Annotated in this window: 20 protein-coding genes; 8 read left to right on the top strand and 12 right to left on the bottom strand. The window is 65.6% G+C overall.

The window, feature by feature from the left end:
- Nucleotides 1-119: 119 nt before the first annotated feature.
- The 5 genes from P9220_RS13830 to P9220_RS13810 all read right to left on the bottom strand — a co-directional run bounded on the left by P9220_RS13830 (nt 120) and on the right by P9220_RS13810 (nt 4,419).
- The gene (locus P9220_RS13830) at nt 120-1,019 is read right to left on the bottom strand and encodes a LysR family transcriptional regulator (protein WP_309766745.1); all 900 of its coding nucleotides are present in this window, start codon (nt 1,017-1,019) and stop codon (nt 120-122) included.
- Nucleotides 1,020-1,098: 79 nt separating this feature from the next.
- Nucleotides 1,099-3,144 (bottom strand): pyridoxamine 5'-phosphate oxidase family protein, encoded by a 2,046-nt coding sequence (locus P9220_RS13825; RefSeq protein ID WP_309765561.1) that lies wholly within the window; start codon nt 3,142-3,144, stop codon nt 1,099-1,101.
- Between the two features lie 23 nt (nt 3,145-3,167).
- Nucleotides 3,168-3,788 (bottom strand): glutathione S-transferase, encoded by a 621-nt coding sequence (locus P9220_RS13820; RefSeq protein ID WP_309765560.1) that lies wholly within the window; start codon nt 3,786-3,788, stop codon nt 3,168-3,170.
- 127 nt (nt 3,789-3,915) lie between these two features.
- Nucleotides 3,916-4,218 carry a hypothetical protein gene (locus P9220_RS13815; RefSeq protein WP_404980251.1) on the bottom strand — a complete coding sequence of 101 codons (303 nt, stop codon included), beginning with the start codon at nt 4,216-4,218 and terminating at the stop codon, nt 3,916-3,918.
- Between the two features lie 18 nt (nt 4,219-4,236).
- A complete protein-coding gene (locus tag P9220_RS13810; RefSeq protein WP_309765559.1) occupies nt 4,237-4,419 on the bottom strand; it encodes a DUF1289 domain-containing protein in 183 nt (60 codons plus the stop codon).
- 167 nt (nt 4,420-4,586) lie between these two features.
- On the opposite strand from P9220_RS13810, the gene P9220_RS13805 reads away from it, so the two are divergent.
- The gene (locus tag P9220_RS13805; RefSeq protein WP_309765558.1) at nt 4,587-6,590 is read left to right on the top strand and encodes an AI-2E family transporter; all 2,004 of its coding nucleotides are present in this window, start codon (nt 4,587-4,589) and stop codon (nt 6,588-6,590) included.
- 128 nt (nt 6,591-6,718) lie between these two features.
- On the opposite strand, the gene P9220_RS13800 is transcribed toward P9220_RS13805, so the two are convergent.
- Together P9220_RS13800 and P9220_RS13795 are read right to left on the bottom strand one after the other, a co-directional pair.
- Nucleotides 6,719-6,952, bottom strand: a complete 234-nt coding sequence (locus P9220_RS13800) for a hypothetical protein (RefSeq protein ID WP_309765557.1) — start codon at nt 6,950-6,952, stop codon at nt 6,719-6,721.
- 56 nt (nt 6,953-7,008) lie between these two features.
- The gene (locus P9220_RS13795) at nt 7,009-8,586 is read right to left on the bottom strand and encodes a methyl-accepting chemotaxis protein (RefSeq protein ID WP_309765556.1); all 1,578 of its coding nucleotides are present in this window, start codon (nt 8,584-8,586) and stop codon (nt 7,009-7,011) included.
- 297 nt (nt 8,587-8,883) lie between these two features.
- Here P9220_RS13795 and P9220_RS13790 point away from each other — a divergent pair, with 297 nt between their 5' ends.
- Together P9220_RS13790 and P9220_RS13785 are read left to right on the top strand one after the other, a co-directional pair.
- A complete protein-coding gene (locus P9220_RS13790) occupies nt 8,884-9,777 on the top strand; it encodes a DUF1254 domain-containing protein (RefSeq protein ID WP_309765555.1) in 894 nt (297 codons plus the stop codon).
- Nucleotides 9,716-10,000 carry a DUF1214 domain-containing protein gene (locus P9220_RS13785; protein ID WP_309765554.1) on the top strand — a complete coding sequence of 95 codons (285 nt, stop codon included), beginning with the start codon at nt 9,716-9,718 and terminating at the stop codon, nt 9,998-10,000. Before P9220_RS13790 ends, P9220_RS13785 begins: the two co-directional genes overlap by 62 nt.
- Before the next feature lie 133 nt (nt 10,001-10,133).
- Here the strand turns inward: P9220_RS13785 and P9220_RS13780 are convergent, their stop codons facing one another.
- Both P9220_RS13780 and P9220_RS13775 read right to left on the bottom strand, forming a co-directional pair.
- The gene (locus P9220_RS13780) at nt 10,134-10,925 is read right to left on the bottom strand and encodes a 3-hydroxybutyrate dehydrogenase (protein WP_309765553.1); all 792 of its coding nucleotides are present in this window, start codon (nt 10,923-10,925) and stop codon (nt 10,134-10,136) included.
- A 24-nt stretch (nt 10,926-10,949) separates the two neighbouring features.
- Complete coding sequence (locus P9220_RS13775) at nt 10,950-12,350, bottom strand: GntP family permease (protein WP_309765552.1); 1,401 nt, start codon at nt 12,348-12,350, stop codon at nt 10,950-10,952.
- A 264-nt stretch (nt 12,351-12,614) separates the two neighbouring features.
- On the opposite strand from P9220_RS13775, the gene P9220_RS13770 reads away from it, so the two are divergent.
- Together P9220_RS13770 and P9220_RS13765 are read left to right on the top strand one after the other, a co-directional pair.
- Nucleotides 12,615-14,057: a sigma 54-interacting transcriptional regulator gene (locus P9220_RS13770; RefSeq protein WP_309765551.1), complete on the top strand. Its 1,443-nt coding sequence runs from the start codon at nt 12,615-12,617 to the stop codon at nt 14,055-14,057.
- A 75-nt stretch (nt 14,058-14,132) separates the two neighbouring features.
- The gene (locus P9220_RS13765) at nt 14,133-14,387 is read left to right on the top strand and encodes a hypothetical protein (RefSeq protein WP_309765550.1); all 255 of its coding nucleotides are present in this window, start codon (nt 14,133-14,135) and stop codon (nt 14,385-14,387) included.
- Nucleotides 14,388-14,414: 27 nt separating this feature from the next.
- Here the strand turns inward: P9220_RS13765 and P9220_RS13760 are convergent, their stop codons facing one another.
- On the bottom strand, nt 14,415-14,984 hold the full coding sequence (locus P9220_RS13760) for a lipocalin family protein (protein ID WP_309765549.1): 570 nt from the start codon (nt 14,982-14,984) through the stop codon (nt 14,415-14,417).
- 409 nt (nt 14,985-15,393) lie between these two features.
- Here P9220_RS13760 and P9220_RS13755 point away from each other — a divergent pair, with 409 nt between their 5' ends.
- From P9220_RS13755 to P9220_RS13745, 3 genes are all read left to right on the top strand, one after another.
- A complete protein-coding gene (locus tag P9220_RS13755; RefSeq protein ID WP_309765548.1) occupies nt 15,394-16,356 on the top strand; it encodes an AEC family transporter in 963 nt (320 codons plus the stop codon).
- 128 nt (nt 16,357-16,484) lie between these two features.
- Nucleotides 16,485-16,622 carry a hypothetical protein gene (locus tag P9220_RS13750; RefSeq protein ID WP_309765547.1) on the top strand — a complete coding sequence of 46 codons (138 nt, stop codon included), beginning with the start codon at nt 16,485-16,487 and terminating at the stop codon, nt 16,620-16,622.
- A gap of 307 nt (nt 16,623-16,929) precedes the next feature.
- On the top strand, nt 16,930-17,484 hold the full coding sequence (locus P9220_RS13745; RefSeq protein WP_309765546.1) for an NADPH-dependent FMN reductase: 555 nt from the start codon (nt 16,930-16,932) through the stop codon (nt 17,482-17,484).
- Between the two features lie 56 nt (nt 17,485-17,540).
- On the opposite strand, the gene P9220_RS13740 is transcribed toward P9220_RS13745, so the two are convergent.
- Together P9220_RS13740 and P9220_RS13735 are read right to left on the bottom strand one after the other, a co-directional pair.
- Nucleotides 17,541-18,980, bottom strand: a complete 1,440-nt coding sequence (locus tag P9220_RS13740; RefSeq protein WP_309765545.1) for a hypothetical protein — start codon at nt 18,978-18,980, stop codon at nt 17,541-17,543.
- Between the two features lie 124 nt (nt 18,981-19,104).
- Nucleotides 19,105-21,354, bottom strand: coding sequence for an ATP-binding protein (locus tag P9220_RS13735; RefSeq protein ID WP_309765544.1), 2,250 nt, complete (start codon nt 21,352-21,354; stop codon nt 19,105-19,107).
- Between the last annotated feature and the right edge of the window lie 52 nt (nt 21,355-21,406).

The raw sequence follows: 21,406 nt of genomic DNA, 5'->3' as shown, positions 1-21,406 counted from the left end.
CGCTTAAGAGAGCTATGTTGCATGGTTTGCCGCCATTTTGCACGGCCCGCGGCCTAACGCCCGTTCGATTAGCGCAAAGATTCACGAAGCAACGCGCCGCTGCGTCTGTTTAGCGCGCTTTAGCGCAACGATTCATCCGCGCGCAGCGTCGCGACCGCGAGATCGAGGAACGCACGCACCTTCTGCGTGACGTGGCGTCCTTCGCGATGCACGAGATGAATCGGCAGCGGCGGCGGCTGATACTCGGGCAGCACCACGACGAGCCGTCCTTCGCTCAACTGCTGCGCGATCTGATACGACAGCAGTCGCGCGATGCCGAAGTCCGCGAGCGCGGCGTCGATGGCGGAATCGTTCGTCGTGGTCATGAAGCGCGGGTGGGTACGCACGAGAATCTGGCGATCGCCGTCGTGAAGCCGCCATTCGGGCGGCGTCGACGATCCGGTTGATGCGATGATCGTATGCCGTTCGAGATCATCCGGATGCGTCGGCGTGCCGTGGTGCGCGAGATAGCCGGGCGAGGCGCACAGCACGCGTCGCACGCGCCCGACCGGAATCGCCTGCAACGACGAGTCGGGCAGTTGCGCGATTCGCACAGCCACGTCGATGCCCTCGTCGACCAGATTCACCACGCGGTCGATGAACCAGCAATTCGCATCGGCTTCGGGATAGCGCGAGAGATAGTCGAGCACGATCGGCGTCACGTGCAGCCTGCCGAACAGCACGGGCGCGGTCAGCGAGAGCACGCCGCGCGGCGCCGCGTGCGTGCCGCGCGCGGCGAGTTCGGCGCCGTCCACTTCGCCGAGAATGCGCCGGCAGTCTTCGAAGAAGCCGTTGCCGGCATCGGTGAGACGGACGACGCGCGTCGTGCGCGTCAAGAGCCGCACGCCGAGCCGTTCCTCCAGCTCGGTGACGACGCGGCTCACGACCGAAGGCGATACATCGAGCTTGCGGGCGGCGGACGCGAAGCCGCCGGTTTCGACCACCGTGACGAAGGTCGACATTGCCTGAAAGCGGTCCATGTCGGATGCGGAAAGCGGGCGAATGAGTTGCCGTGCATTCTCGGGCATGCGGGCATCCGTCGCAATCGCGGACCGTGTTTCAGAGATCGAGTTCGAGTGCGTCGTTGGTGTCGGCGGCGGGAATCGCGCAGCAGATCAGCGCTTCGTTGCCGGCAGCATGGAACTCGGGCGCTTTCCCGTAACTCACTGCGCCCTTGACGATGCGCGTCCTGCATGTGCCGCACGTGCCGCCACGACAGTCCGATTCCGCCTCGACGCCCGATGCTTCCGCGAGTTCGAGCAGGCTGCCGCTTTCGGGCTTCCATTCGGCCGCGCGGTTCGACTTCGTGAAGCGCACCGCGACGGCTTGCGTTGCGGGCGGACGAGTCGGCCGTTGCCCGACATCGCGGTTCAGCGACGCCGGACCGAACGCTTCGGCGTGAATGCGTGCATCGGCCACGTTCAGCGCGCGCAGGCCGTCGTAGAGGGACTGCATGAACGCGCCCGGCCCGCACAGATAGAAGTCGTAGTCGTCGAAGGGCAGACGGCCCTTCAGCAGATCGATATCGATGCGCCCCGACACGTCGTAATCGCGCGCCGAGTCCGCGCCTTGCGTGTCGCTCAACACGCGGATCACGTGCACCGCGCCGCCCGCGCTTTGTGAGAGCGCGTCGATTTCGGCGGCGAACGCGCGGCTCGCGAGCGTGCGCGCCGATGCGATGAGCCATGTCGGACGGACGCGCCGCGTGCGCAGTCCCTCGTAGACGATGTGGCGCAGCATCGCGAGCATCGGCGTGATGCCGACGCCGGCCGCCAGCAGCACCGCCGGGCGCGCTTCGAACGGATCGATCGTGAAGCTGCCCGCAGGCGCGCGCGCCTCGATGATGTCGCCGACCTTCAGCGTATCGTGCAGATGCGCCGACACGCGGCCTTCACGCTTCACGCTGATCCGCACGACGCCATCGCCCGGCGCGACCGACAGCGTGTAGGTTCGCACCACCGGCTTCGCGATGCCCGGCAGCGTGACGCGCACCGGAAGATGCTGGCCGGCCGCGTGGGGCACGATGCCCGCGCCGTCGGCGGGTTCGAGCCAGAACGAGCGGATCACATCGCTTTCATCGACGATCCGGCTCACGCGGTACGGCCGCCACGCATCCGCGAGCGCCGCCGCCTTCGAGCGTTGCGCCGCCTGGTTCCAGTCGCCGGTCATGAGCGAGTTGGGCGACCAGCCTCCGTCGCGAAAGCTCCAGCGCAGCGGCAGCGCATCCTCGCGCAGCACGACACGGCGCGGCGTGAAGCGCCACAGGCGTTCCGCGCCCTGGAACGCGGCGGTTTCCGGCGACTCGGTCAGCACTTCAGCGTCGCCCGTGAGCTGCAGCACGTCGCCCGTCGCGAAGTCCGCGAACACGAGGCCCGCCTTGCCGTTCACCGCAATGTTGCCGAGCGTGTTGAAGAAGAGGTTGCCCGCGAAGTCGGGAATGGTGAGCGCGCCGTCATCGGATACGCGCACGAAGCCCGCCTTTCCTCCGCGATGCGACACATCCACCTGACGATGCCCGTCCTCGCGATCGAAGTACGAGGCGACGAAGAACGTATCGGCGCGCTCGATCATCGACCGCACGCGAGGCGAAGTTGCGTCGAGCGCGATGGGCTGCGCACGCAGCGGCTCGTCGCGCACGAAAACAAAGTCGCGCAGTTGAATGTACTGCGGGCAATTGCCGAAACTGTGTTCGACGCTCAACTCAAAGGCATCGCCGCGACGATGGACCACGCCATTGACGCGATTACGGCGGCGCGTATGCAGCTCGATGCCGAGCATGCCGATCGACGCGCCATCGCGCAGACCGGCATCGGCGGGATCGAGCGGGTCGCGGGTATGCGCGACGGAGAGCGTCGTTGCATCCGGCGTGCGCAGAAAGCCGGGGCGGCCGGTCAGGAATGTGGCCCAGGCGTCGCCGTGGTCATCGACCGTACCGGCGACGATGAACGGCAACTGCGCGAAGAACTGCCGGTGCTGCTCCGGCATGTAGTCGCGCACGACGCGCTGGCCGAGCGCGCGCATGCGGTCGTAAGCGCCCGCGGCTCTTTGCAGCGCGATTTCGCCGCGATGCCAGGGCGTCGCCGTGATCGTTGACGGTGCGGACATGATGGTGAGCTCCGGGCGCGGTTTCAGGCGGACAGTCCGGCGGCCGTTTTCTGGAACGGCACGAAGCCGGGCAACGCTTCGATGCGCCGCAGCCACGCGTTCACATTGCGATAGGACGACAGATCGACGTTGCCTTCCGGCGCGCTCGAGATGTAGCTGTAGAGCGCCACGTCCGCGATCGTCGGATGCGCGCCGCCGGTGTCCGCAATCCACTCGCGGTCCTGCAATTCGCTGTCGATGACCTTGAGCACCGCATGGGCGCGGGCGATCACTTCGTTCGCGTCGAACTTGCTGCCGAACACGGTGATCAGGCGCGCCGCAGCGGGGCCGAACGCAATCTGTCCGGCCGCGACCGACAGCCAGCGCTGCACGGCGGCGGCGCCTTCGGGCGTCTCGGGGAGCCATTGCGTCGCGCCGGCGCGCTTCGCGAGATAGACGAGGATCGCGTTCGAATCGGCGATGGAGCGATCGCCGTCGACCAGCACCGGCACCTGGCCGAAGCGGTTGATGCGCAGGAACTCGGGCGACTTGTGCGCGCCCGCGGCGAGGTCGACCGGTTCCTCGTCATGCTCGATGTTGAGCAGATGCAGGAAGAGGCGCGCGCGATGCGAATGCCCCGACAGCGGATGGTGATAGAGCTTCATGGCAATTCCCCGGATACGGCCGGGAGACGTCCCGGCCTCTGAGAATCAGTATCGGTTCTTGCCGTTAGAAGGTGAATGCCAGCGAAATTCAAATGACTGTTCTCGTTGCGAGAACAGTGCGGCGCGTTCAGTCACCGCGTGGCGGCACGTTCGCTTTGCTGCCCGCGAGCGGCGATCCGTATCCGCCGCTATTGGCGTTGTTCGGCAGGCCGTTGGACAACTGCGCGCGCGGATCGGACGGATTGAGATTCAGCTCGCCGGCTTGCGCGTTGCCGTGGGTCGGGTATTCGCTGCCGAGCGGGGCGTTGGGCATGAGACGCGTGCTGTTGTGCGGCGCGTTCATGTCCGTTTCCGGACTCGGATGCAACTGCGCATGAACCGGCGAGGCGGCTGCCAGTAATGCGCCGCATAGATAGGCCATTGCTCGCATGATCGACTCCTTCGATGGCTACTTCTTGTGCTTCTTCAGCTTCGCCTTGCGCGCCGGACGTTCATCGATGATCCGCACGCGATGCTTGTCCTTCATCTTCTTCCACTTCCTGCACTCTTCCTTCGTGCGCAGGCAGCCGATGCAAAAGCCGGTCTTTTCATCGAACTTGCAGATGCTGATGCACGGTGAATCGACGCCCATGTTTTTTCTTGCCTCGGCTTTGAACGAACGGGATGACTGTCCCACGCGGATGCGCGCGCATCCAACTGATTGTCTCGATGGCCGCGATAGACGCCGCTCGCTCCGGAGAAAGCTGACCGGCACGTGCCTTGCTTCCACGCATGACTACCTCGAAGAGCGCAATCTCCATGCCCCAGCTTCCCGGTCCGCGCCGGCCACCTGCCAAAGTCCTGCCGCCCGATGCGCCGGGCCTGCGCGCGCTGGCGTCGCTGGTGACGGGCGTGGTCGTCATTTGCGCGCTGTACTTCGGGCGCGCGGTGATGATTCCGATCATCCTCGCCATCCTGTTGAGCTTCCTGCTCGCGCCGTTCGTCGATTTCCTGCGACGCCTGCGCTTCGGCCAGGTGCCGTCCGTGATCGTCGCGGTCGTGGTCGCGCTCTCCGTGCTGACGGCGGTGGGCGCGCTGATCGGTGCGCAGGTCGCGCAGCTTGCAGGCGATCTGCCCAAGTATCAGGTGGCCGTCGAGCGCAAGGTCGACAACATCCAGCGTCTCACCGTGGGCCGCGCCGATGAGTTCCTCGGGCGCGCGTCGCGGGCGCTCAAGCGGCTGTCGCCCGCGCGCGAGCAGGAGGCGCGCACCGCCGAGAACAATCCCGCCGCGTCGCCCATCGACCAGCCGATGCCCGTCGAGGTCCACGAGCCGACGCCGACGCCGCTCGAGCTTGCGCAGCGTTTCCTGTCGCCGGTGATCAGTCCGCTTGAAACGACGGGCATCGTGCTCGTGGTCGCGGTGTTCATCCTGTTGCAGCGGGAGGATTTGCGCGACCGCCTGATTCGCCTGTTCGGCTCCCGCGACCTGCATCGCGCGACTACCGCGATGGACGAAGCCGCGCGCCGCCTTTCGCGCTATTTCCTCGCGCAACTGGGCATTAACGTGGGCGTGGGGACCGTCATTTCGATCGGGCTCGCGGTCATCGGCGTGCCGGGCGCGCTGCTCTTCGGCGTGATGACGACGCTGCTGCGCTTCGTGCCGTACGTCGGGACGTGGATCGCGGCGATCGTGGCGGTGGTGTTCGCGGCGGCCGTCGGCCCCGGATGGACGATGCTGATATGGACCGTCGTGCTCTTCGCCATCACCGACATCACGGCGGGGCAGATCGTCGAGCCGCTGCTGTACGGGCACAGCACCGGGCTGTCGCCGTTCGCGGTGATCGTCGCGGCGATTTTCTGGAGCTGGATCTGGGGGCCGATCGGCCTCGTGCTGTCGACGCCGCTGACGCTTTGCCTCGTGATTCTCGGGCGACATGTGGATCGCCTCGAATTTCTCGACGTGCTGTTCGGCGATCGACCCGCGCTCACGCCCGCCGAGAACTTCTATCAGCGCCTGCTGGCGAACGATCCCGACGAGGCGCTCGTTCAGGCGGAATCGCTGCTGAAGGAGCGGTCGCTGATCGCCTATTACGATGAAGTCGCGCTCGAGGGCTTGCGCCTCGCGCACAACGACGTGCAGCGCGGCGTGGTGACGGCGGATCAGTTGAAGCGCATCAACGAATCGGCGCTCGACATCATCGAGGGGCTGGAGGACACGGAGGATATCGCGCCGCCTGCGCCGCGCAAGGAAGAGCCGCCCGCGAGCCCGCTGTTGTCGGACGAGGCCGCCAAGATCACGTCGGAAACGCCGCCCGAGCGCTTCGATGCCGAAGCGGAAGGGCATACGGCGTCGGTGCTGTGCATCGCGGGAAGAAGCGAGCTCGACGATCTCGCCGCGACCATCGCCGTGCAGCTTTTTCGCAAGCACGGGCTGGGCGCCGATCTGGCGGGTTACGAGGGATTCTCGCGCGGACGCTTCGGCGAAGTCGACTTGTCGGGCGTGACGATCATTTGCGTCGTGTCGTTCGACGCCGCCGAGTCGCCGCCGTATCTGCGCAACCTGCTGCGCCGGCTGCATCAGCGGGCGCCGTCGGCGGAGCTGATCGTCGGGCTGGTGTTTCCGGAGAGTCCGCTGCAAGGCGAGGTGCTGGTACGCACGAGTTCGGCGGCGGTGTCGTTCAAGGAACTGGTCGATGCGTGCGTGGCCGCCGCGCGTCGGCAGTCCACGGACGCGGTATCGTGGTCGGCGGCGGCCGCGTTGCCCGCCGATGCCGCGCAGAGCGACGTGCGGGCGGATGTCGCGGCGTTGCGCAATGCGTGAGCGGCGCGCCGGACAACGCGCAGGAGAGAGCGCCGTTTAGCCGTGCGGTTTCATGGCCGGACTGACGCAGTAGCGAGAGCGGAAGCGCGGCGAACCCGGCTGATCCCGCCAGGAGCGTCGGAGTGTTCTCAACGATTTCCGTCGAAGAGATCGTTGAGCATGGTATCGAAGGCGGCCTGCGCGTCTTCGAGTTCCTGCAGCGCGGCGTCGAAGGTCTGCAGCGCCATCTGCGACGGGCGGCCGTCGCCTTCGGGCGGGAACTGCTTCTGCAAGCCGAGGAACGCGGTCTGCACCTGCTTCGTCGCATTGACGATACGTTCCATCGCTTGCGCTTCTTCCACGCGATTGTTTTCAGCGGTCATCGGGCGCTCCTCGTTGGCAAATGCTCCGATAGTACCAAGCGCCGCGCCGTTGCACGCTACGCCGTCGCCGGATCGCGCGCCGGCTCGACGGTGAAAAGCCGCACCGCTTCGTCCAGCACGACCGCGCGTTCGGCCAGCCGCTTGGCCGTGGCCGCCGCCTGCTCGACGAGCGCGGCGTTCTGCTGCGTCGAATCGTCCAGATGCGCGACCGCCTGATTCACCTGCGCGATGCCGTCGGCCTGTTCGCCGCTCGCCTTCGCCACTTCCATGATGATCGCCGATACGCGGTGCACCGCCTCGTCGATCGCACGCATCTGGCTCGTCGTGCGCGACACGAGGCTCGTGCCTTCCGCGATCTGCGCGACGCTCGTAGCGACCACGCTCTCGATTTCCTTCGCCGATGCCGCGCACCGCTGCGCCAGCCCGCGCACTTCGGTCGCGACGACCGCGAACGAGCGGCCCGCCTCGCCCGCGCGCGCCGCTTCCACGGCCGCGTTGAGCGCGAGGATGTTGGTCTGGAAAGCGATGCCGTCGATCACGTCGGTGATGTCCGCGATACGGCGTGACGCCGCCGTGATCCGCTCCATCGTCTGCTCGACCTGGCTCGCGATGCGGCCGCCGTCGTCGGCAGCGGCCTGCGCTTCCCTGACGAGTTCGAGCGCGCGCACGGTGGCGTCGGCGTTGCCCTGAACGGTCGTGGTGAGCTGGTCCATCGTCGCGGCTGTCTGTTCGAGCGATGCCGCCTGAAGCTCGGTGCGGCGCGAGAGATCCGTGTTGCCGCTGGAGATTTCGCGGGCGGCGTCGAGCATCCCGCCGATCTGGCCGCGCACGTCAAACACGATCGCCGCGAGATTCGCCTTGAGCTGGCCGAGCGCGCGCTGCACTTCGCCGAGATCGTCGTGGCGTGCGTCGGGCATGTCGACGGTGAGATCACCGGCGGCCATGCGTGCAGCGAAGCCGGACATCGTGCGCACGGGGGTATCGAGCTGACGCGACAGCGCGAGCCATCCCGCGATGCTCACCGCCGCGCCCGCGCCGAACGCGAACCAGAACGGCATCGGCGGCGCGCCTCGCCAGGCGGATAGCGCCACGACCAGCGTGACGGCGGGCATCGCGGCGAAGCCCATGGCGACGCGTGCGCTGACCGGCATGCGGGCGATGGCGGCGAGCTTGCCCGCGATGCCGCGCCGCACGAGCGCGCCGCGGACGAGACGATGCTGCGAGTTGCCGCTGCGCATGGTCGCGTAGAGGGCTTCGGCTTCGTCGATTTCGGCGCGGCTCGGCTTGACGCGCACGCTCAGATAGCCGACGGCCTTGCCGTGCTCCATCACGGGCGTGACGTTGGCGCGCACCCAGTAGTGATCGCCGTTCTTGCGGCGGTTCTTGACGAGCGCGGTCCAGGCGCGGCCGGCGCGGATGGTCGACCAGAGATCGGCGAATGCTTCGCGCGGCATGTCCGGATGGCGGATCGTGTTGTGCGGCTGGCCGATGAGTTCGTCGCGCGAAAAGCCCGAGACCGAGACGAAGGCCGGATTGCAGTATTGGATGTTGCCCGACAGATCGGTGGCGGAGACGAGCATCTCCGAGGCGGGGTAATCGAACTCGTGCTGGGTGACGGGCTGGTTGTTACGCATGATGTCCTTTCGCTTTTTGTTTCTTGCGCCGCTTGAGGGCGCGCTTTCGCTTTCAAGGACTTAACGGCAGATTCCCCTACGAGCTTTAGGGGCATGCGGCGGAACGACTCGGGGAACGTTGCCGTTCAGCGGTGGGTTTCGACGAATAGCAGTCAGCCGGCGATGGGTTACAGCGCCCTCCGTCCGCGATGTGCCTTCCAAGTTCGGGAGAATCGCGCTGCTACGATGTTCTTTTGCGCATTCTCGTTTCGTCTTTCATCAAACGTTGCTAGCATCGGACGGGTTTTCCGAACGATCGTGCTCGTCCGCATCATATTTATGCGACCCGCAAAAGCCTCTCTTCGACAAGACGTGGAGACTGCCGGACGTCGAAAAGTCATCAATGCAATAAGCAACGAGGGACAACATGAAAATAGCTGCACTTGCTGCCTTTACATTGCGTTCATCAGTATTGGTGCGCCGGCCCTGGCGAAAGACACCGTGCCCGTGACGGTCGACAACTTCGTTCGCGCGGAGACCGACATGTACTTCAACAACTCCGTGCAGGGAGGCGGTTTCGGCGGCTGGCACCACGTTCGCGAACTGTTGCCGATCGATCGTCAGAGCGTGATCCGAGGCAACCGGGATACGCTGTACTCCACGCGCGTCTTCGACCTCGACGCGGGGCCAGTCACCGTGACGCTACCGGATGCCGGAGCGCGATTCATGTCGCTTCAGATCATCAGCGAGGACCAGTACACGACGACTGAATACGGCGCGGGACCGCATACGCTCGACAAGGCGAAGGTCGGCACGCGCTACGTGCTTGCGGGCGTTCGTACGCTGATCGACCCCAATCAGCCCGGCGATCTCGAGCGTGTTCACGCGCTGCAGGACGCGATCGAGGTGTCGCAACCCGGCGGGCCGGAAAATTCGAAATTCCCGATTGGGACAAGGCTGGCCAGAAGAAGATTCGCGATGCTCTGTTGGTCCTCGCCAGCACGGTCACGGATACCCAGCGTGCATTCGGAAAGAAAGCGAAGTCGATCCCGTTCAATATCTGATCGGTGCAGCATCGGCATGGGGAGCGAACTCGCCGCGCGACGCAATCTACCTCAACGTCGTTCCGGAAAAAAACGACGGCAAGACGGTGTACTCGCTCAAGCTGAAGGACGTGCCTGTCGACGGCTTCTGGTCGATCAGCATCTATGACGAGAAGAACGCGTACAACGCCTATTCGTTGAACAGCGTCACGGCGAAACCGGACAGCGACGGCGGCATCACGGTCCGCTTCGGCGGCTGCGACGGACGTGTGCCCAATTGCCTGCCGACGATGGACGGATGGAACTACATGGTCCGGCTTTATCGTCCGCGCGCGAGCATACTCGACGGCACATGGACGTTTCCCGCCGCCGTAGTGGCGGGCCAGCAATAGCTGACGCGGTGATGGGCGAACGCCCGTCGGGATGCATCGTCTCGACGCGGACGTTCGCGTGTGAACTCTCGCAGCGGATTGGCAGAGCCCGAACGGCAGGCGCGCGACTCCATCCGCGCCCGCCTACGCTTCCTTACTGCGCGCTCCATCCCCCGTCGATCTGCAACGCCGAACCCCGCATCTCGCTCGCAGCATCCGAGCACAGGAACACGGCCATATCGCCGATCTGCTGCGGCGTCACGAACTGCGCCGACGGCTGCTTTTCCCCGAGTAACTTCGCCCGCGCCGCATCGGCTGAGAGCGATTCGCGCGCGGCCAGATCGTCGATCTGTTTCTGCACCAGCGGCGTCAGCACGAAGCCCGGACAAATCGCGTTGACCGTCACGCCGGTGCGCGCATTCTCCAGCGCGGCCACTTTCGTGAGCCCGAGGATGCCGTGTTTCGCCGCCACGTACGCCGACTTGCCCGCCGATCCCACCAGCCCGTGCACCGACGCGATATTGATGACGCGGCCCCAGTTGCGCGCACGCATCGCGGGGAGCGCGACACGCATCGTGTGAAACGCCGAACTCAGGTTGATCGCGATGATCGCGTCCCAGCGATCGACCGGGAACTCGTCGATGGTCGCAACGTGTTGAATGCCCGCGTTGTTCACGAGCACATCGAGCGCGCCGAAGCTCTCGTTGGCGAAGGCGATCATCGCTTCGATTTCGGCGGGCTTCGTCATGTCGGCGGGATGGTGAAGCGCCTTCGCGCCGGTCGCCTCGATCTGCGCGAGCGCGCCGCTCACGTCGCCGAAGCCGTTCAGCACGAGATTCGCGCCCGCGTTTGCAAGCGCGGTGGCGATTCCTAAGCCGATGCCGCTCGTCGAGCCAGTCACGAGCGCCGTCTTGCCGGCGAGCGTTTTCGATGCGGTTTGAGTCATGAGCGCTAATCCTTGATTGGGTTATCAGACGATGCCGGTCGCGTAGTACACGCCGATCACGAAGAACACAGCGAGCGTCTTGATGATCGTAACGGCGAAGATATCGCGATAAGACTCGCGATGCGTCAGCCCCGTCACCGCGAGCAGCGTAATCACCGCGCCGTTGTGCGGCAGGGTGTCCATGCCGCCGCTCGCCATCGCGACCACGCGATGCAGCACTTCCAGCGGAATATGCGCCGCTTCCGCGCCTTTGATGAAGAGATCCGACATCGCCGCGAGCGCGATGCTCATGCCGCCCGACGCCGATCCCGTGATGCCCGCCAGCGAGCTGACCGAAATCGCCGCATTGACGAGCGGATTCGGAATGCTCTTCAGCGCATCCGACACGACGAGAAAGCCCGGCAGCGCCGCGATCACGCCGCCGAAACCGTACTCGGATGCCGTGTTCATCGCGGCGAGCAGCGCACCTGCGACCGCCGCACGCGTGCCCGCGGCGAAACGCTCTTTCACGCGCGAAAACGCCGTCACCAGCACGAGCAGGATGCCGAGCAGCAGCGCGCCTTCGACCGCCCAGATGGCGATGACCGGCTTGATCGCCGTCGTGACCGGCGTATGGACGCCCGGCAGCGCATCGGGCGCGACGGTGTAGCTCGCGCCGTACCACAGCGGAATCCAGCGCGTCAGCGCGAAGTTCGCCACACCGACGAGCACGAGCGGCGCGATGGCGAGCAGCGGATTCGGCAGGTTCGTCGATTGAACGCGCTCCGGCTCGTTCACGAGCGATGTGCCATAGCCTTCGCCCTTCGCCATCGCCGAGCGGCGACGCCACTCGAGGAAGCTCAGGCCCACGACGATGATGAACGCCGAGCCGATCACGCCCAGCCAAGGCGCGGCCCAGCCGGTCGTCTTGAAAAACGTCGTCGGAATGATGTTCTGGATTTGCGGCGTGCCGGGAAGCGAATCCATCGTGAACGAGAACGCGCCGAGCGCGATCGCACCGGGCATCAGCCGCTTCGGGATATTGCTTTGCCGATACATCTCCGCCGCGAACGGATAAACGGCGAACACGACGACGAACAGCGACACGCCGCCATAAGTGAGCAGCGCGCACACCGCGACGATCACCGCATTCACCCGCGACTTGCCGATGTAACGGATGGCGGCCGCGACGATCGACTCGGAGAATCCCGACAGTTCGATCACCTTGCCGAACACCGCGCCGAGCAGGAACACGGGGAAGTAGAGCTTCACGAAGCCGACCATCTTCTCCATGAAGATGCCCGAGAAAACCGGCGCGACGGCGGCGGGATCGGTGAGGAGGACGGCCGCGAGCGCGGCTATCGGCGCGAAGAGAATGACGCTGTATCCGCGATAGGCGGCCAGCATCAGGAACGCCAGGGCGGCGAGCACGATGAGGAACGACATTGAGTCTCCGTGATGGTTGTTTTTTGCAATGATTCCGCGCGCCTTGTCAGAGCGCTTTCGGCGAGCCGCGTGATGCAGGTTCCGTGCCAATGGCCGTCCTTGCTCACGGCGAGGGCGTCGGCAAGATGAACGCGAGTCTCGATACCGCGAAAGTGTCCACAAAACGAGACGTCCCCGCTAGCCGGAGCCGATCTGCCGCGCAGCCGCTAGTCTCCGAAATGAGATACCCTGTCGCCGATACGAGAAAAACGGAGACATGCGCTCATGCGCAACGACTGGATCAACGTGCCGCCGGACTACAGCGACGTCCTGCGCCGCGCGATGGAATCGCTATTCAAGACCTTCGAAAATCTGAGCGAAGGCACGTTCATCGTCGATGCGGACTCTCGCGTCGTGTGGATCAACAAGCGCTATGCCGCGCGCTTCGGCTTCTCCGATCCGAACGACGCCATCGGCCTCGATTGCGAAGCCGTTATCCCGAATAGCCTGATGCGCGAAGTCGTCGCGACGGGCAAGCCGATCCTGCTCGACGTGCTCGAGACGGACCGCGAGCCGCTCGTCGTCACCCGGCTGCCGCTCAAGGACGATCAGGGCGCGACGGTCGGCGCGATCGGCTTTGCGCTCTTCGACGAGATGAAGGCGCTCACGCCGCTGTTCGCACATTATTCGCGCGTGCAGCAGGAACTGATCGCGACGCGTCAGTCGCTCGCGCAGGCGCGGCGCGCCAAGTACACGTTCGCGAGCTTCGTCGGCACGAGTCCGGCGAGTCTCGAAGTCAAGCGCCAGGCGCGGCGCGCGGCCCTCGTCGATTCGCCGGTGCTGCTGCTCGGCGAAACCGGCACCGGCAAGGAACTGCTCGCCCACGCGATCCACGGCGCATCGACGCGCGCCGCGAAGCCGCTCGTCACCGTGAACGTCGCGGCGATCCCGGACACGCTGCTTGAAGTGGAATTCTTCGGCGCGGCGCCGGGCGCGTACACCGGCGCGGAGCGCAAGGGGCGCGTCGGCAAGTTCGAACTGGCGCACGGCGGCACGCTCTTTCTCGATGAAATCGGCGACATGCCGCTGCCGCTGCAGGGCAAGCTGCTGCGCGTGCTCCAGGACAAGGAGTTCGAGCCGCTCGGGTCGAATCGCATCGTGCGCGCCGATGTGCGGATCATCGCGGCAACCTCGGCGGACTTGCCGACGCTCGTTGCGTCGGGGCGGTTCCGCGCGGATCTGTTTTACCGGCTGAACGTGCTGACGATTCACGCGCCGCCCTTGCGCGAACGTCTCGGCGATATCGAGGCGCTCGCCTATGCGATCCTCGAAGAGCTGTCGGGCGAAGCGCGCACCGGTCACATCAGCCAGTTCGTGCTGCATGACGACGCATTGCGTCTGCTCACCGCCTGTGCGTGGCCCGGCAACGTCCGCGAGCTGCGCAATACGCTCGAACGGGCGCTGATGCTGTCGGAAAGCGAGCATATCGATGCGCGCGCGCTTGCGCCGTTCATCGACTCGAAGCCCGCGACGCTGCCCATGTTGGATGAAGGCGTGTCCTCCGTGTCACCGATGCCGTACACCGAAGCGATGAACGACTTCGAACGGCGCTTTCTGACCGATGCGCTGCGCGCAAGCGGCGGGCGTGTCGCGGATGCGGCGCAGCGCATCGGCATCGGACGCGCGACGCTTTACAAGAAAATCGCGGCGCTCGGCATCGCGGTGTGATGCGAAAGCATCGCGTGGCATACTCGCGCAATTCATCGGAATCAAGAATAACGAACCGGAAACAAGGGGTGCGCAATGCAAATCGGCAAGGGAATCGGCCTGTTCGTCATGTTCGCGGCGGGCGCGCTGGCGCTCGGCGGGTGCAGCAGCTCGCCGCCGCTTTTCTCCGCCGATGGCCGGCCCACCCAACTCGTCACGTGCCCGGCTTATGGCGGCTGGCGTCTTTGTACCGATAACGCGAAGGTCGCGTGCCCCGGCGGCTACGACGTGCTCGATCAATCCAGCGAGAACAACCAGAACGCGCTGCTGCTGGCGTGCAAGGCAAATTGACGCGGCACGGCCGGTAAGCGGCGCGCTTCAGTCGTGCTGCGTTTCCCGCAACATCGTCACGTCGTAGCCGAGCGCGCTGGCGCGTGCGAGCAGCGTGCGGCGCAGTTCCGCCGAAGGACGCGCCTCACGCGTGAGAATCCAGAGATAGCGGCCCGTCGGTTCGCCGACGATCGACCACGTGTAGTCGTCGGCGTGATCGAGAATCCAGTAGTCGCCGACATAGAACGGACCGAAGAACGACACCTTCAGCTTCGCGCCATTCGAGCCGGCGACGACTTTCGCGCGTCCTTCCGCTGCGCGATATCGCCCAGATAGTCCGCCCTCGCGGCACGCATTGATGACCGAAATGAGTCCGTCATCGCGGCGCGCATAGTTCGCCGTGACGGCTTCGCAATTGCGCTCGAAGCGGTTCTCGTAACGCGCGAATTCGAACCAGTGGCCGAGGTATCGATCGAGATCGACGGCCTTCGACGGTTCCGGCACGTTGTCGTTACCGCTCGGTGTCGCTCCCTGCACCGCACACGCGGCCAGTGCGCCGATGCCCCCGATCAAGACGAGCACTGCCGCACCGTACGTCCAAGGTCTTTTGATTTTCATTGCTGTTCGAATCCGAGTGGGACCCCGAGGCAAGCAAGGCCCGTTCCGGCTCTCCCGCAAACGCTCACCTTTGCGGTGGCGAGCGTGTCGGCGGGGCGCAGCGGATACGTCCGCTCCCGTGCGCGACGCACCCGGATTCAGCGTAGCCGAGGCGGCTCCCGAATCTTCTCACCGAAGGACCAAAGGACGGCTCTACAGCGGCAGGCCGACATTTCGCAGCAATACGGCACCGGCTCCTGGAAACGTTGTGCGTCAAGCACTTGCACAACCTGGCGATGCCGATGAACGGTCCATCCGTGAGCCGATGCCGTCGCTGCCGTCTCACCGTTGCCCGGCTCCCGAACTCTCTCACCTCTGCGATGAAGGGTATGCTTTGGCTCCTTTCCATCGCGTCGCGCAAGCGCCTCCCATGTCATCGCTGGTTTCCACGCTGCCCGCGCTTCTCGCCCCGCTTTTCTCGATCATCCTGCCGGTCTTCGGCCTCATCTTCGCCGGCTTCGCATGCCGCAAGCTCGACAAGCTGGGCCCGGCGGCGGCATCGGAACTGAACCGGTTCGTCGTCTATCTGGCGTTGCCCGCGCTGCTTTTCGACACGATGGCGAAAACGCCGCTCGCCATGCTCGATCAGCCCGCGTTCATCGCGGTGTTCGGCATCGGATCGGCGGTCGTGTTCGCGGTGACGCTCGGCGTGCGGCTGATGCAGTCGCGTCCGCTCGCCGACGCCAGCATCGACGGACTGAACGCCGCCTATCCGAATACCGGCTTCGTCGGCTTGCCGCTTTGCCTGCTCGCGTTCGGCAAGGAGAGCCTGGCGCCGGCCGTCATCGCGACGATCATGACGGTGTGCGTGCTGTTCGGCGTGGCGATCGTGCTGATCGAACTCGGCTTGCAGACGCAGCGGCACATCGGCGCGACGCTGTGGCGAGTGGGGAAATCGCTCGGCAAGAATCCGTTGCTGATCGCACCGGTCGCGGGCGCATTGCTGAACGCATCGGGACTGGCCGTGCCGCAAGGCGGCGAAGCGCTGATCAAATTGCTCGGCGGCGCGGCGAGTCCCTGCGCGCTTGTTGCGCTCGGACTTTTTCTCGGCGGCAAGAGCGAGGCGCACCGCGTCAGGACGACGGGCACGCTCGTCGCGCTCAAGCTGATCGCGCAGCCGCTTCTGACGTGGTGGCTCGCGGTTCAAGTCTTCGCGCTGCCGGGCTTGTGGGCGAAGACCGCGGTCATCCTGAGCGCGCTGCCGACCGGTACCGGCCCGTTCATGCTCGCGGAATTCTATCGGCGCGATGGAAGCGTGACGTCGAGCACGATACTTTTCTCGACCGTGGTGTCGCTCGTGACCGTCACGCTGTGTCTTGCCGTCATGCTGTGAGCCCCCGGCGATTATTACGCTGGCGACAAGAATTACTTCAGGGGAATGCGCTTTTTCGGCAGACGCGGCCTCGCTAAAGTTCGCTCATCGATCGAGTCCGATCGGCAAACGAAACTTGGAGGTGTCTCATGAAGCGCATTCTTGCCCTTATCGCTGCATCCGTTGCTCTTCTCACCGCTGCGGGCGCGGCACAAGCAGCCGACGCGCAACAGGCCTCGTCCTGCCAGGGCCCGGCGTCGCAGTGCAACGTTTTCTTCGGGCAGTAAGGCCGGCGAAAAGCGATCGTTCGAAGCAACGACCGCGCGCGTTGTTTCATCCTTGAATCGAAACTCGCTGCCGCTCGTCCGTCATGCCGACTTATCCACAGATTCTGTGGATAAACTTGGGGATAGCTGGGCGCAAACCGAGTGTTGACGCGGCACGAACTGGACTGCGCGATTCATCACAAAAATGGATTCAATCGCAGCGGCAACCGGCTTGCGTGACGCATCGCCGTCGATCCGAATATGATGTGTCCTCGCGCCCGGCGGAAGCTCGCCGGCTCACTCACTTTCATCGACGGGGGATCAGGTCATGGCCTACAAGATCGCGGTGGTCGTAGGAAGCCTTCGACGCGATTCGTTCAACAGGCAACTCGCGCACGCACTCGAAACACTCGCACCGGACGATTTCACGTTCGAGCACGTCGATATCGGCAGCCTTCCGCTGTACAGCCAGGAATACGACAGCGACTTTCCGGAGTCCGCGCGTACGCTCAAGCAGAAGGTCTCCGAAGCCGACGGCCTGCTGTTCGTCACGCCGGAATACAACCGGTCGATTCCAGGCGTGTTGAAAAACGCGCTCGACTGGGGCTCGCGTCCGTGGGGGCATAGCGCCTGGGGCGGCAAGCCTGGCGCGGTCATCGGCACGTCGCCGGGTGCGATCGGCACCGCCATTGCCCAGTCGCATTTGCGGGGTGTCTGCGCCTATCTCGATATCGCGCTGCTCGGCCAGCCGGAGATGTACATCAAGCACGACGAGAAGCGGATCGACGCGAACGGGAACATCGTGAGCGAAGACACGCGGAAGTATCTGCAGAACTTCATGGACAAGTACGTCGCCTGGGTGCGGGACCACGCCGCCGCCTGACGCGATGAAAACGGCCCGCGCAGGCGGGCCGTGTCTCGCTAGCGAACAACCAGGCGTCAGATGTGATGCTGCCCCGTCACGCGATCCCAGCCGTGGCGGATCGCCGCCTTGAAGCGGTCCCACGTATCGCCTTCCGGATGCCGCGTCTCCCAGTCGCGGCGCATTTCATACTCCATCTGATCGTCCCACGCGCGGCTGCGGAAGCGGTCGTCGTTGCCGAGCGTCGCGCCGTAGCGATACGCGCCCTGGTAGTCCTCGTACGGCTCGCCGGTCGCCGCATACTTCGCGTCGTAATCCGCGCGGAAGTCCTCCTCGTACTCCATGTACTCGTTCGGCGTCGTGCGCGGGCCGAGCGGCACGGCCGCCTGCGACGCCGCCGAGGTGCCGATGGGATCGCCCGACGCGCCCATCGCCGGCATCGATTGCGATTGCGCCTGATTCTGCATATTCAGTTGCTGCGGCCTGGCAGGTTCGTCGAGCGTGCTGAGCGGTTCGATCGAATCGATCGAACGCCAGTCCGTGTCCGGATCGACACGCACGCCCGGCAACGGATCGCGCTTCGCTGCCCCCGGCAACTCGCCCACATCCGCGCCGACTTCCGAACCTGACGCGAGCGGATCGGCGGGCGTGCCGGCGAGCGGATCGACGCCCGTGGTCGCGAGCGGATCGCGGCCGGTGACGGGATCCCGCCCCGCAAGCGGGTCACTGGCGCTGGCGCTGCGGGCGGCCGTCTTCGTTTCGACCTGCTCGTACTGCACACTCGACGGCTCGGCGACGTCGCGCTGCGGGCGCGTGTCAGGCATCAGCGCATCGTCGGCAGGATCGCTCACGTAATCGCGGGAGGTGAGCGTCGCGGGATCGGTGCGGGCGGGCACGTCGACCCGCGGCGCGCCGACCGGATCGACCAGCGGATCGGAAAGCGGCGTCACGGCCGGATCGCCGACATCCGCACGCGGATACGCCCGCGCGCGCGGCGCCGTGTCGACGCGCGGTTCGTTCACCGGCGCCTTGCCCGGCACGCCGCTGCCTAGTCCGAGACCCAGTTCGTCGAGGATCGAATGATCGCGGCTGTCGCTTGCGGCGGGCGTCGCGCTTGCGCCCTGAGAGAGCGTCGACCAGCTCGCCGCGCGTTCGTCGATATCGATCGCGCCCCGGTCCGACAGCGTCACGCGGGCGATTTCCGCCTGCTCCTGGCTCGATGTATCGACGGCGACCAGCACCGCGCCGCGCCGCACGGCTTCGGAATAATGCGCGACTTCGGGCGGATGGTCGCGCCCGCCGAACAGCATGCTGAAGAAGCGCTCGATGTTCGCGAGCACGCCCGGCTCCGCGTGCGTCTGGGCGTCGGGGATATCGGACGGCACGGCGGCGTCGTCGCGCTTCGGGTTCGCCTGCAACTCGATGTCGGTGCGCGCGAAGCCTGCGGTGATCAGCGCCGAGCGCGCATCTTCGGCCTGGGCGTAAGTGTCGAAAACTCCGATGACGGTATGTCGCATGGTCGCCTCCTCGCTTCTCGCGGATTTCCGGGGATCGGCAACCCTCGGTCGCCGCACGTGCGGTTGATGCACGCAACAGACGTGCCGGATCGCCAGTGGTCCGAAAGCGGCCGCAAGACCGCGCTCAGCGATCGACCGAGCGCGCCGCCTGCCCTTCGCGGACGCCGCGCAGCAGGGAATCGAGCAGGGCGATGTCGAACGGTTTCGACAGCACGCGCGCATCGACCTGTCGCGCGCGGTCCAGTTCTTCCGCGTAACCGGTGACGAGAATCACCGGGATGCGTGGCTCGAACCGCTGCATGCGTTCGGCAAGGTCGATGCCGTTCGATTGTCCCGGCATGTGAATGTCGGAGAGGATCACGTCGAACGGAAAACCCGATGGCGAAGCGGCATCGCGCGCGCTTTCGAGCACCGTGATGGCGGTGTCGGCGTTAAAGACGTAGGTGACCTGGTGACCCATCATCGTGAGGAGCGCCTCGGTGCCCGCCGCGACCTCCTCGTTGTCTTCGACGAGCAGCACGCGCAGGCCGTCCGCTTCGGGGACGGCGGCGGCGGCCGGGTCCGCGCTGCTGTCGGCGGTGCCGGCCGCGCTCGCCCGCGGCAGATAGAGGCGCACGGCGGTGCCTGCGCCGACGGCGCTGTCGATGGTCGCCAGCCCGCCCGCGCGCTCGCAGAACGCGAAGACTTGCGGCAGGCCGAGGCCGGTGCCCATGCCTTTCGGCTTCGTCGTGAAAAGCGGCTCGAACGCGCGCCCGAGCACATCGGGACGCATGCCGACGCCGGTGTCTTCGAGCGTGATCTGCACGAAATCGCCGGTGAGCGGAAAGCCGTCTTCGTGACGGAAGCGCACGTTGTCGGCGCGCACGGTGAAGGTCCCGCCGTTGGGCATCGCGTCGCGCGCATTGACCGCGACGTTGATGAGCGCGAGCTCGAGTTCGGCGGGATCGACGCGAACCGTCCCGACATCGGCCGATACCTCGACGTTCAGCGCGACCTTCGCGCCCAGCGACGCGCGCAGCAGTTCGCGCACGGCCGACACCCACTGGCCGAACGCGATGACCTCGCTCCTCAATGGCTGCTTGCGCGCGACGCCGAGCAACTGGCGCGTCAGCGACTGACCGCTCTTGAGCGCGCGTTCCATCGCGGACAGTTCGCGGTCGAGGCCCGTCCCGCCGCGCCGTCGCGCGATCTGCACGTTGGTCGAGACGATCATCAGCAGGTTGTTGAAGTCGTGCGCGACGCTGCCGACCAGATTGCCGAGCGCTTCCATCTTGCGCGCCTGCCGGTAAGCGGACTCGATCGAGCGGCGCATCGACGCTTCCGCCTGCCAGCGCTCCCACGCTTCCTCTTCGATCGCGAGCCGCCGCAGCGACTGGCCGATCACGCCCCACAGCACGACGCACGGCGCAAGAATCGAGAGTGCGAGCACGCTCAGGTGCCGATACCACTGATCCCAGATCGTCGAAATGGGAAAGCCGCTCGATACATAGACCGGATAGCCGCCGACCCGCCGGAACGCGACGATCTTCAGTTCGTCGTCGAATCCCGACACCATCTTGACGACCCCGCTGCGCGCGCCCGACTTGTATGCCGCGCGTAGCGGCGAGTTCGCGGTCAGTGCGGTACGGGCCGCGGGGCGGTCGGGATACCACGCGAGCACTTCGCCGTCGGCGCGGGCCAGGCCGAGCGAGACCGTCGGGCTGTCGCCGAGCAATTCGCGATAGAACGCGTTGAAGTACGGCGGCCGCAGCGCGATCGTGACCATTCCCATGAACCGGCCGTCGGTCGCCCGACGCGCGATCGCCGTGTTGAACACGCGCTCCTTCACGACGCTGCCGACCATCACGCGCGAAATCTGCTCGAGGTTCTTGCTGTTGCGCAGCCCCTTGAAATCCTCACGATCGCCGACGGACACATCGGGCGTGGGCCACGCACGGCTCGTCGCGAGCAGTTTGCCGTCGGGGCCGAACACCGATGCGGCCGCGACCTGCGGATAGCTGCCGATCATCTCGGCGAGGCGTTCGTGAATGATGACGTCCTGCTGATGGATCGCGTTGGCTTCGAGATCGTCGAGCAGATCGACGATGCGCTCGTTCAGCGTCACGTTCAGATCGAAGACTTTGAGCGCGTGCTCTTCGGCCACGCGCGCATTGCGCGCGACGAGCTCCGATGCGCTCGCTTCGCGGGCGCGGTAGTCGGAGATCGCGGTGATCGCAACATAGACGCACGGCAGCACGACGGCTGCGATGAGCAGCGCATAAAGCGTCAGGCGTTGCGCCGCGAAGTTCCTCTCCGGGACGACCGGGAAGGGCGGCTCTTCCTGCCGGTGATCGGAGGCGGGATCGCCGTGGGGTTCCTCACGTTGCAGCGTCATTTTGGCAGCGAAGTGGAAAACTTTACTTATGAGGTGTGTCGTTTCTTCTTCG

Source organism: Caballeronia sp. LZ016, from assembly GCF_031450805.1.
Classification (GTDB): Bacteria; Pseudomonadota; Gammaproteobacteria; order Burkholderiales; family Burkholderiaceae; genus Caballeronia.
This window is presented reverse-complemented; position numbering and strand designations above follow the sequence as displayed.